Source organism: Catellatospora sp. NPDC049609 (genome assembly GCF_040675365.1).
Lineage (GTDB): Bacteria > Actinomycetota > Actinomycetes > Mycobacteriales > Micromonosporaceae > Catellatospora.
Map to the genome: position 1 here is coordinate 1 of NZ_JBFAOU010000226.1, position 10976 is coordinate 10976.

At 70.0% G+C, this 10976-nt stretch carries 12 protein-coding genes; 6 read left to right on the forward strand and 6 right to left on the reverse strand.

Annotation, left to right across the window (positions count from 1 at the left end):
* From AB0J67_RS35760 to AB0J67_RS35770, 3 genes are all read left to right on the forward strand, one after another.
* A partial coding sequence (locus tag AB0J67_RS35760) for a glycoside hydrolase family 18 protein (protein WP_363489308.1) occupies positions 1-756 on the forward strand: 756 nt, incomplete at its 5' end.
* A 146-nt stretch (positions 757-902) separates the two neighbouring features.
* Positions 903-1349, forward strand: coding sequence for a hypothetical protein (locus AB0J67_RS35765; RefSeq protein WP_363489310.1), 447 nt, complete (start codon positions 903-905; stop codon positions 1347-1349).
* 59 nt (positions 1350-1408) lie between these two features.
* Positions 1409-1975 carry a GNAT family N-acetyltransferase gene (locus AB0J67_RS35770; protein WP_363489312.1) on the forward strand — a complete coding sequence of 189 codons (567 nt, stop codon included), beginning with the start codon at positions 1409-1411 and terminating at the stop codon, positions 1973-1975.
* A gap of 73 nt (positions 1976-2048) precedes the next feature.
* Here the strand turns inward: AB0J67_RS35770 and AB0J67_RS35775 are convergent, their stop codons facing one another.
* Complete coding sequence (locus AB0J67_RS35775) at positions 2049-3026, reverse strand: helix-turn-helix domain-containing protein (protein WP_363489314.1); 978 nt, start codon at positions 3024-3026, stop codon at positions 2049-2051.
* Positions 3027-3096: 70 nt separating this feature from the next.
* Between AB0J67_RS35775 and AB0J67_RS35780 the strand changes: the two genes are divergently transcribed.
* Positions 3097-4392, forward strand: a complete 1296-nt coding sequence (locus AB0J67_RS35780; protein WP_363489316.1) for an amino acid permease — start codon at positions 3097-3099, stop codon at positions 4390-4392.
* Positions 4393-4468: 76 nt separating this feature from the next.
* Here the strand turns inward: AB0J67_RS35780 and AB0J67_RS35785 are convergent, their stop codons facing one another.
* From AB0J67_RS35785 to AB0J67_RS35795, 3 genes are all read right to left on the reverse strand, one after another.
* Positions 4469-5239: a hypothetical protein gene (locus AB0J67_RS35785; RefSeq protein WP_363489318.1), complete on the reverse strand. Its 771-nt coding sequence runs from the start codon at positions 5237-5239 to the stop codon at positions 4469-4471.
* 179 nt (positions 5240-5418) lie between these two features.
* A complete protein-coding gene (locus AB0J67_RS35790) occupies positions 5419-5904 on the reverse strand; it encodes a DUF402 domain-containing protein (protein WP_363489320.1) in 486 nt (161 codons plus the stop codon).
* A 129-nt stretch (positions 5905-6033) separates the two neighbouring features.
* Positions 6034-6816, reverse strand: coding sequence for an SGNH/GDSL hydrolase family protein (locus tag AB0J67_RS35795; protein ID WP_363489322.1), 783 nt, complete (start codon positions 6814-6816; stop codon positions 6034-6036).
* Positions 6817-6963: 147 nt separating this feature from the next.
* Here AB0J67_RS35795 and AB0J67_RS35800 point away from each other — a divergent pair, with 147 nt between their 5' ends.
* Positions 6964-7569 carry a putative glycolipid-binding domain-containing protein gene (locus AB0J67_RS35800; RefSeq protein WP_363489324.1) on the forward strand — a complete coding sequence of 202 codons (606 nt, stop codon included), beginning with the start codon at positions 6964-6966 and terminating at the stop codon, positions 7567-7569.
* Here the strand turns inward: AB0J67_RS35800 and AB0J67_RS35805 are convergent.
* Complete coding sequence (locus AB0J67_RS35805) at positions 7562-7819, reverse strand: RNase H family protein (protein ID WP_363489326.1); 258 nt, start codon at positions 7817-7819, stop codon at positions 7562-7564. The genes AB0J67_RS35800 and AB0J67_RS35805 overlap by 8 nt on opposite strands.
* 822 nt (positions 7820-8641) lie before the next feature.
* Here AB0J67_RS35805 and AB0J67_RS35810 point away from each other — a divergent pair.
* Positions 8642-9067 carry a hypothetical protein gene (locus AB0J67_RS35810; RefSeq protein WP_363489328.1) on the forward strand — a complete coding sequence of 142 codons (426 nt, stop codon included), beginning with the start codon at positions 8642-8644 and terminating at the stop codon, positions 9065-9067.
* Positions 9068-9114: 47 nt separating this feature from the next.
* On the opposite strand, the gene AB0J67_RS35815 is transcribed toward AB0J67_RS35810, so the two are convergent.
* Positions 9115-10599, reverse strand: coding sequence for a recombinase family protein (locus AB0J67_RS35815; protein WP_363489330.1), 1485 nt, complete (start codon positions 10597-10599; stop codon positions 9115-9117).
* Positions 10600-10976 lie beyond the last annotated feature (377 nt).

The window sequence follows — 10976 nt, forward strand, 5'->3', positions numbered from 1 at the left end:
GCCAACTCCTGCTACAACCTGGTCGAGGACCCGCGCTGGGCGGACGTGTTCGACGGCATCGACATCGACTGGGAGTACCCGAACGCCTGCGGCCTGAGCTGCGACAGCAGCGGCCCGCTCGCGTTCCGCAACCTGATGCAGGCGCTGCGCAACCGGTTCGGCAGCAGCTACCTGGTCACCGCCGCGATCACGGCGGACGGCAGCAACGGCGGCAAGATCGACGCCACCGACTACAACGCCGCCGCGCAGTACCTCAACTGGTACAACGTGATGACGTACGACTACTTCGGCGCGTTCGCCCCGCAGGGCCCGACGGCCCCGCACTCGCCGCTGACGTCGTACACCGGCATCCCGACCGCCGGGTTCAACTCCGACGCGGCCATCCAGAAGCTCAAGAGCAAGGGCGTGCCGGCCGGCAAGCTGCTGCTCGGCATCGGCTTCTACGGCCGCGGCTGGACCGGCGTCACCCAGGCGACCCCCGGCGGCACGGCCACCGGACCGGCGCCGGGCACCTACGAGGCGGGCATCGAGGACTACAAGGTGCTCAAGAACAGCTGCCCGTCCACCGGCACCATCGCGGGCACCGCGTACGCCAAGTGCGGCAGCAACTGGTGGAGCTACGACACCCCGAGCACCATCGGCGGGAAGATGACGTACTCCCGGAACCAGGGTCTGGGCGGCGCCTTCTTCTGGGAGCTGACCGGCGACACCGGCAACGGTGAGCTGATCACGGCCATGAAGAACGGCCTCGGCTGACCGCGACCGTCCCCACGGCCGAGCGGCGGGCGTCTTTCCCACGGGACACCCGCCGCTCTCGTCCACGATGGATGGTGACCTGGCCGAACGGGCGGCCGGCGGGGCTGCGTACCATCGCGTCAGCCTCTCGCCACCAGGAGTAGCCGATGTCGACCGCGGAGTCCCCCGCCCCGCTGAAGCGCACCAGCACGATCGTCACCATCGTGGCCACGGTCCTCGGCACGGTCATCGCGTACCTGTCCCTGGCCGCCGCCGTGAAGTGGCCGCCGTTCCAGGGTGACGACACCAGGGTGGCCGTGTTCCGCGGCGACGACCCGAACGACCGGCGCTGCCAGGGCACCTCCTGCGCGTTCATCGGCGTGGAGCTGTCCGGCTTCGAGGCGGGCAGCACGGTCCGGTGCACGTTCGACAGCGCGGGCGCCGGTCCCGGGAGCTTCGGGCCCTACGTCGCGACCGTGGACGAGGACGGCCGGCACCGCGGGCAGAGCACCAACTTCTACGGCACCCCCGCCGGCTGGGTGAGCGCCACCTGCAGCACGGACGCCGTCACCGCCACCGGCGCCCGCAACCCGTGGGGCGACGACGGGCAGTGACGACCGCACCGGGCGGTAACCCGTTCGCCGCACCGGCGCTGACGTGCGAGGATGCGCCGGTGGACAGCTATCTCGAGACGGCGCGCCTGATGCTGCGCCGGTTCACCGCCGACGACGTGGACGCGCTCTACGACCTCGACGCCGACCCGGCGGTCACCCGCTACCTCAACGGTGGCAGGCCGACGCCGCGCGAGGAGATCCGCGACGAGCTGCTCCCGAAGTTCCTGGCCCAGTACGACGAGCACCCCGGTTACGGGCGCTGGGCCGCGGTCGAGAAGGCCACCGGCGCGTTCCTCGGCTGGTTCGCGCTGACCGCCGAGCCCGGCGAGCCCGGCACGGCCGAGCTCGGCTACCGGCTGCGCCGAGCCGCCTGGGGCCGGGGGTACGCCACCGAGGGCGCGCGCGCCCTGGTCGACAAGGGTTTCGCCGAACTCGGCATGCGCCGCGTCACCGCGAACACGATGACCGTCAACACCGGCTCCCGGCGGGTGATGGAGAAGACCGGCCTGCGCTTCCTGCGCACGTTCTTCCTCGACTGGCCCGATCAGATCGACGGCGGCGAGCACGGCGACGTCGAGTACGAGCTGCTGCGCGACGAGTGGGCCGGCCCGCGCGCCCACTCGTGATCGTCCGACCTGCCAGGCAGAGGGCGACTTGAAACTTCCTAGCTGATTCCGCTCGGACCGCGGGCGAGGGGCACTAGACCGGCGTTCCGGCGGGACGGCGGCGGAAGGTCTGGCGGTAGGTCTGCGGCGAGATCGAGGTGAAGCGGCGGAAGTGCTGGCGCATGTTGACGGCGGTGCCGAAGCCGGTGCGCCAGGCGATGCGCTCGACCGGCTCGTCGGTGGTCTCCAGCAGCTCCTGGGCCAGGCGGATGCGCTGCTCCAGGACCCACTGCAGCGGGCTGACGCCGAGGCTGTCGCGGAACCGGCGGGCGAACGTACGCGGGCTCAGGTGGGCCTGGGCGGCGAGCTGCGCGACGGTGAGCGGCTGGTCGAGCCGGCTGCGGGCCCAGTCCAGCACCGGGGCGATGTCGTCGGCGCGGTGCTCCCCGCGCGCCGGCGGCTGGGCGAACTGCGACTGCCCGCCCTCGCGGTGCGGCGGCACGACCATGCGCCGGGCCACCTCGTTGGCGACCGCGGCGCCGAAGTCGCAGCGCACCAGGTGCAGGCACAGGTCGATGGCGGAGCCGGTGCCGGCGGAGGTGAGCACGTCGCCCTCGTCGACGTAGAGCACCTCCTGGTCGACCTTCACGTCCGGGAACCGGTGCGCGAAGTCGGCCATGTTCATCCAGTGCGTGGTGGCCCGGCGGCCGTCCAGCAGCCCGGCGGCGGCCAGCACGTACGCCCCGCTGCAGATGGAGGCGATCCGGGCGCCGCGCGCGTGGGCGGCCCGCACCGCGTCGATCAGGGCGTCCGGCGGGCCGCACTGCACCATGCGGTTGCACGCCGGGACCAGCACCGTGTCGGCGTCGGCGAGGCCGTCCAGGCCGTACCGCGGGTGCAGGGTGAGGCCGGAGCGCACCGACAGCGGGCCCGGCTCGGCGGCGCACAAACGCAGCTCGTACCACGGGTCCACCAGATCGGACCGGTCGATGCCGAACACCTCGCACGGCACGGCCAGCTCGAACACCGGGATGTCGTCGGTGAGGGCCAGCGCGACCACGTGTCGCTTCATGGCAGAATCCTATCGCAGAGCGGCATTCCTGCCACTGTCCCCGAACGCCCCCGTGCCCGAAGGTGAAGGCATGACCGAAACCCTCACCAGGCCGCAGGAACCAGCCGCGGTCGCCGCCTCCCCCGCCCGGGGCCTCACCACGGCCCAGGGCGCCGCGCTCTACGTCGGCGCGGTCCTGGGCACCGGCGTCATCGCGCTGCCCGCGCTGGCCGCCCAGGCCGCCGGACCCGCCTCGCTGATCGCCTGGCTCGGCCTGGTGCTGCTGTCCGTTCCGCTGGCCATGACCTTCGCCGCGCTCGGCGCCCGCCATCCGGACGCGGGCGGCGTCTCGACGTACGTGCGGCTGGCCTTCGGGCCCCGGGCCGCCGGCGCGATCGGCTGGTGCTTCTACTTCGCCGTCCCGGCCGGGGCGCCCGCCGCCGGGCTGTTCGCCGGGGCGTACGTCGAGGCCGCGATCGGCGGCGGGCAACGCACGGTGCTGCTCACCGCGGCCGCGCTGATGCTCGCGGTGACCGCCACCAACGCCTTCGGCGTCACCGTCTCCGGCCGGGTCCAGCTGGTGCTGGCCGTGGTCCTGGTCGCGCTGCTGCTCACCGCCGTCATCAGCGCCGCACCGCACGGCGACACCGGCAACCTGCGCCCGTTCGCCCCAAACGGCTGGCTCGCCATCGCGCCGGCCGCCGCGCTGCTGGTCTGGAGCTTCGCCGGCTGGGAGGCCATCACCCACCTGGCCGCCGACTTCCGCCGCCCGGAGCGAGACCTGCCGCGTGCCGCCGCCATCGCGGTGGTCGTGGTGGGCGTGCTCTACCTGTCCGTCGCCGCCGCGGGCATCCTGGTGCTCGGGCCGCGGGCCGCCTCCGGCGCGCCGCTGGCCCGGCTGCTGGAGATCGGCCTCGGCGGGCCCGCGAGCGCGCTGGCCGCAGCGGCCGCGCTGCTGCTGACCTTCGGCACCATGAACGCCTACTACGGCAGCGCCGCCAAGCTCGGCGCGGCGCTGGGCCGCGACGGGGCGCTGCCGGGCTGGCTGGCCCGCGGCGCCCGCGCCGGGGACGTGCCGCGGCGCAGCCTCGCCGTGACGTCGGGCCTGTCCGCGCTGGCGATGGTCGCCGTCGCGGTCACCGGCACCGGGGCCGAGCCGCTGGTGCTGCTGGCCACCGGCGCGTTCGTCGCGGTGTACGGGCTGGGCACCGCCGCCGCGCTGCGGCTGCTGCCGAAGGGCTCGGCCGCCCGGCGGCACGCGCTGGTCGCGCTGGTGGCGGTGGTGGGGCTGCTCGCCGCGACGGGGTGGTACCTGCTGTGGCCGCTGGTGCTGACCGCCGGCGCGCTGCTCTACCACCAGCGCCGGCACCGCGCCGCGACCGCCTGACGGCGCAACGGGCGAAGCTCCGTCCAGCCGGGGAGGCAGCGTGGACGGAGCTTCGTCTGGTCGGGCCTGCGCCCGGTCACTTGCCGAGCGACTCGCAGCCCGTCTCGTCCGGCAGCAGCGGACGGATGCCGACGGTCCAGCTCTTGCCGCCCGACGTCCACGGCGTGATCGCGCTGGCCTTGGCCGCGGCGGTCAGCACCGCGCCGGCCTCCTGCTCCGCGACCACGCAGCCCAGGCCCAGCCCTTCGCCCAGCGACGCGCCCGGCAGCGCCGGGCCCGGCCACGCGACCTCGGGTCCGGCCGAGGTGCCGTCGCCCGGCGCGGTCCACGCCGACGCGATGCCCGCGACCTTCTTCGGCACGTACTGCGTCGAGGTGCCCACGGCGCTCGCGCCCAGCGTGCCCTGCAGGTCGGTCACGGCCTTCACCAGGTCGAGCAGCTTCTTGCGGGCGTCCTGCTGGGCCGGGGTCAGGCCCGAGGCGTTGTCCATGCTCTCCGTCAGCGCGTACACCTCGGTGTGCTGCACTCCGTCGGGGGTGGTGACGGTGAACCGGGTGTTCGGCAGGTCGGTCACGTTGGGGGTGCCGTAGTCGACGCCCGACTTGCCGACGCCCGCCGCGACCGCGAGGTCGACCAGCTTCTGCACGTCGCCCGTGGAGATGCGCTGCTCCTGGATGTTCGGCAGCGCCGGCGGCGGATAGATCATGATCTGGGGACCGGGGGTGAGCACCCGCCCGTCGGCGTACACGCTGACCGCCGGCAACCGGGTCAGGTTGAACGCCGGGGGGACGAATCCGCCGGTGTAGTCGATCCGCAACGCCACGGTGTCGGCGCCGGGGAACGCCATGGGACCTCCCTCGCCGTCCGCGGCGTCGGTCGGACGTCCGCAGCCTGCGGCAACCAGCGCGAGCGACACGAGCGCCGCTCGGAGCACAAGAGTTCTTGCCTTCATGTCCCCTGTGACCGTCGCGGACCCGCTTCGGTTCCGCCCGGTGCCGAGATTTTCCACCGTCCGGCGGACCGATGTCAGCCGAGTGCGGCGAACCGGTCCGCGGCCAGGCGCTCCAGCTCCGCCAGCGCCTCCCAGGCGCGCGCGGCGGCCGCCGGGTCACGCTCGGTCAGGCCGCTGTCGAGGAACTCGTCCTCGTCCAGGCGCAGGGCCGCACCCCCGCCCGCGGGCACCCACAGGTCGAGGTCCAGGTCCTCCACCTCCACCACCCCGGCGTGCCGCACCGGGGGCCGGGCCACGTCGCAGTACCAGCCCTTCATCGCACCGGACGCGTCGCGCACCTCCTTGACGGAGTACCAGCGATCGCGCCAGTAGTGCTCGGTGAAGACGTCGCCGTGCTCGAAGCGGACGAAGCCGAAGTCACGGGCGACCGTGCCCGCCCACGGCGCGCGGACCACCAGGTGCCCGTCGACGTCGGAGACCACGTCCGCGGCGTAGCGCAGCTTCTCCCGGTCCACCTTGAGCAGCCGCACCTCGATCCGGTCGCCCGGTGCCCAGTCCATCCGCGTCTCCCCCGCTCGGGCGCCCGCCGCGCGGTCGCCGCCTGCCACGGGGCGCAGCATACCGAGATCACCCGCGGCCGATCACGGCGTTTACGCCCTGACCGGCCGCGAGGCACGGCACGACAGGGGTCAGGCGCGCAGCGCCGGCTCGACCGCGTTCGCGTAGCCGACGTGCCCGGCCCGGTTCGGGTGGTACGACTCGCCGGTGGGCCAGGACGTGCCGTTGAGCCACTCGACGTCGTCGCACACGGCGTGCCCGGTGAACGGGCCGCGCGCGTCGACGAAGGCGAACCCGCGGGCCGCCGCCCGCGCCTTGATGGTGGTGGCCAGCAGGTCCGCCGCGGCGTTCAGCCTGGCCTGCTCGCCGGGCGAGATCCGGGCGATGGCGTTGCACTCCTCGCCGTTGAACAGCCGCGGGTAGCCGACCACGACGACGGTCGCGTTCGGGGCCAGCGTCCGGATCCGGGTGTACAGCTGGTCGAGCTGGCCGGGCAGGGTGTTGCGGACGTACGTCTCGGCCTTGTCGATGTCGCCCCAGCAGGTGTACGGCCAGGGCTTGGCGCACTGCACGATGATCGCCGACCAGCCGATGTCGTTGCCGCCCGCGGTGACGGTGACGTAGCGGGTGGCGGTGTTGAGGCTGCCCAGCTGTCCGTTGAGGACGTCGGGGATCTTCGCGCCCGCGCAGGCGGCGAAGGTGAGGGTGGCGCCGAGCCGGGCCGCGTCGAGCACCGGGAACGCGTGGGGCGAGCGCTGGCAGCCGCCGTCGTAGTACTCGCGGGTGCCGGTGCCGGAGGAGTACGAGTCGCCGAGGGCCGTGTACGCCGGGGCGGCGGCGTGCGCGGGCGACGCGGCGAGCACGAGGGCGAGCGCCGTGAGCAGAGGTACGACGGCGCGGAGCGGGAACACCATGTGGGGCTCCAACCGGGGGGTGTGGGTAGGGGTGCGCACATGTTGTCAGAAACATTCACGACCGTGAAGGTGTTGCGGAGGATTTCTACGCTGTCGCGAACGGGCGATTCGACCCCATGACCGCCCCGGTGTGCCTAACCTCAGGACATGAGCCCGTTGCCCTTGCCGCGCGCCCTGCTGTGGGACCGGATGGTCGAGGTCGGCACCGACCTGTCCCTCGTCGACCTGCGACCCGACCGCCTCGTCGCCCGCGGCCAGGTGGTCGCCGCGGAACCGATCGCGCACGCGTGCCGCTACTCGCTGACCACCGGCGAGGGTTTCGCCACCGACACCCTGACCGTCGAGTCCGAGGGCGCCGGCTGGCAGCGCGAGGTGCGCCTGGAACGCACCGGCAACTCCTGGCGGGTCACCACCAGCGAGCAGGGAAAGTTCGGCTCGGTGCAGCTGCCCGGCATCGTGGACCCGGGCCGGCTGGCCGGGGTGCACGATGTGGACCTGGAGGCGACGGCGCTGACCAACACGCTGCCGATCCGCCGCCTGGGCCTGCTCGGCGCCGCGCCGGGCACCGTGCACACCGTGCCGATCGCCTGGGTGCGGGTGCCGTCGTTGCAGGTCATCCCGGTGGAGCAGACGTACACCGTGATCGACGCGGAGACGATCCGCTACTCGTCGGGCAGCTTCACCGCCGACCTCACCGTCGACAAGGACGGGTTCGTGGTGAACTACCCGGGCTACGCGAGCCTGGTCAGCTGACCCGGTAACGCGCCTGGGCCACACCCTGGTTGGCCAGCGCGTCGGCGCGCTCGTTGCCGGGATCGCCGGCGTGCCCGCGTACCCACCGCCATTCGATCTGGTGGCGGGCGCAGGCGGCCGACAGGCGCTGCCACAGGTCGGCGTTCTTGACCGGCTTCTTCTCCGAGGTCAGCCACCCGTTGCGCTGCCACCCGCGCAGCCACTTGGTGATGCCGTCGCGCAGGTATGTGCGTGCGCCTAAAGGAAGCAAGCATGTTCGGGCAGGTCAGATGGCGTTTCTGGCCGAACGCGGCCGACAGGTCGTCGCCGCCGAGCCGCCTTCTCGATCTAGACGGTCGGGACACGAGACCTTTCTGTGGCCAACCGGAGGATGCATTCTCGGCTTCTAGCGGCAGAATGACTGCATGGGTGTCTTGTGGAGTCGCATCCTGGGTTGGCTGCCCGCCACCTCGGACCCTCCAAACCAGGAGTCCGGTGATCCAAGAGCGGGATATATCGCGCGGAAACGGCGTCGGTGGTTGGCTCGCCCCTCTCAGATCGAGGGCACTTCGCTACGTGAATTGCGATCGTTCCGTGGTTATTCAGAAACGACGCGTCGCGCAGTTAGCCTCCTCGCTGCATTGGAAGCTGCTGGACATACAGACGACGTGCCCATCATGCGGATTATCGCAAGTATTGAGGTATTGAGCAGGACGGGTCGTTTCGAAACAAGACTTCGGGACATCAATAAGGACCTGGCAATCTTGGTCCGGCTACATGGCTCCGTCAACACGCTTAGGCGCATGATGGCTGGAGACTCCGGCCCAACCGCTACCGAGAAACTCAATCATCTGCTTGCACGTCTGGATTGGATGACCGATCTAGAACGAGAGAGCGAAGCCCAATCCGGTCCGGCATCTCCGCGTCCGTTTGCTGACGCGATACTCGAACTTGTAGCAGCAAGAACAGGAGCTTCCGGCATGAATGCCGCCACCGGGTTCATGGACCATGTGCTAAATCTCCTTGGTCCCCCGCCGGAGTCATCTGGAATGCACACTGACATTCCCACGCCCAGACTTCCGGTGGGGGTGTCGTGAGCACCTCTTGGGCAACACTGGACCCGTGGGAAAAAGCTGCGAAGTGGGCCAAGGTCGCGCCGGAGCTAGCAGACGATGTTGTGCATATGGCTAAGGTGTACGCCGAACATCAGATGCGCCAAGAACGCGAAGAAGCCAATCACCGGTTTCAGCTAGAACGAGACAGCGCCGACCACAGGGCATTCATGGACAAACGCTTGTGGTACACGCACGTCTTTTCGGTCGCTCTAAACGGTATTAGCCTAGCGCTGCTCGCCGTGATTGCCGCGAAGTTCGGTAAAGATGCGACGATTCCAGCACTAACAGTGCTCGGCGCGGGCGGTGGTTTAACAGCTGTTTCGTACGGAGTCAGCTCCTCATTTCGCAAGTCGTGGCAATCCTCCCAAGGAAGCTCCGCGTCTGCGACTACGCCAGCGCCATAGCGATGGCCGGAGGGTGCGCAGTGTGTCACTCTACGCACCCTCCCGCTTTAATCCAGAGGCATATCCCACGCGGGGACTACTTGCATCGTGTCGGGGCCGTAGGGGCCCGGCTTGATGATTATTTGGCGCACTACGGCGGCTAGCGCACGATTTCGGCCGTGCGCGCTTAGCCTTGACCATTCATCCCGGAGTTTGCCAAAGCGTCTCAGCGCTGCCGTTCCGCCCGCAGCGTCACGAGCCTTTGCTATGGCAAGGCCGTCGAGCGTCGTCGTGAGCTGAGCTAGAATTTCCGCCCGTTGCTCTCGGTAGTCCTCCTCGTCAATCTCGTCGTCGGTTCGCATGGCGACCAGCCGCTTGCGCTTCGCGATGAGTCGGGCCTTCTCTGCCTCGTAGCGAGCGACCTCACCACTGATCTCGCGCGCTCTCGCGAATCGCTCCGCGTTCACATCGACATCCCGGCCTCCCTCGGCCTGGTCGTCGAGCCAGCGCAGAAGGTCTCTGTTGGCGCGGATGTTCGATATGCCGTTGGGCGGGTGAACGCCTGTCTCGTAGGCCGCCTTGCAAGCCCACCTGCTGTATTGCGCGCCCGATCCGGACGGCATCGAGACCATGCGTCGTCCGCACTCGGCGTAGCCGCAGATCATGAGACCGCTGAAGGCGTACGTTGCGCGGCGCAGGCGCGGCGCTCGCTCCCCGGCCTCCAGCCGCTGTTTCTTATAGACCTCCCACAGCTCCATTGAGATGACCGGATCGTGCGCGCCGGTTCGCCACTTGTCGAAGTGCTTCATCGCCCTAGGACCGTTCTTGCCAGCCTTAGTCCGCTCTCGGATGAGACCAGCCGCGAATCCGGTGTCGAGCATGTGGCGCATGCTGGTCTCGCTCCACAGACTGCCCCTTCGCGTACGTATACCCTTGGCATTCCACTGAAGGCACAGCAGGCGGAATGAGTCGCCGGTCGTGATCCGTTCGTAGGCGTCGCGCAGCAGTTCGGCTTCCTCAAGGTTCGGCGTGTAGCCAGCCGCGCGGCTGTAGCTGTAACCGAATCGCTCTCCGCCCGTGTGGGGGAGGCCGTCGCGGCGGCGCTTGGCCTGTGTCTCCTTCCATCCGTCGCCGATCTGGTTGCTCTGAAGCTCGGCGATCAAAAGCATCTGATCGCGGGTGAACTTGCCCATCGTGGTGGTCGGGTCGAAGTCCTCCGTCGCGGCCCGCACCACTCCGCCGGCCTGCTCGACCGTGGCAAGGTGCACTAGCGATCCCAGCAGGTTCCGGCCCCACCGCGACCACTTCCAAAGGACGACGTGACTCCATCGGCCGCTCTGGATGCCACCTACGGCCTCACCGACGTGCCGCTTGGTGAAAGATCGGCCTGACTTGTCGATATCGTGAATGACGTGCACGAGGTCAAGGTTGTGCCGTTTGCAGAACGCCCCAATTTCGTGAAGCTGCAACTCAGGAGAGATCAGCTCCTCTCGGCCCATCACAGCCGAGACACGGATGTAGGCAACCGCCTTCGGATTTGCCACGCTGGTCATGCCTTTCGTGCAGCAGTCTCGCGCAGGCACGCGTCGGCGTGCTCCCGCGCGATGATCGTCCAGAACTCGGCCCAGCACTCGGCCCTGGTGCGAGGCTGGGCAGTGCGGCGTGCGTCCGGCTCGGAGGGATCCCGCCGAGTGGTACCGGTGCACACCATGGCGCTGTGCGGGGTGGGGCGCATCGACGGCGGGCGTGTGGCCGTCTGAGAGCCGTTCTGAGCCATGATCTCGCCTCCGTGGGTAGCTGGGTGTGGGTCAGCAATGTGAGGGGTGGTCACGCCTGCCTCCTTCGGGTCGGATGTGGAGCGCGCCCGTGCCGGTGGGCCGCGACTTTCTGAGAGTTGCGCGGGGAGGGGCCGGGGCCGGTCAGGTCAGCT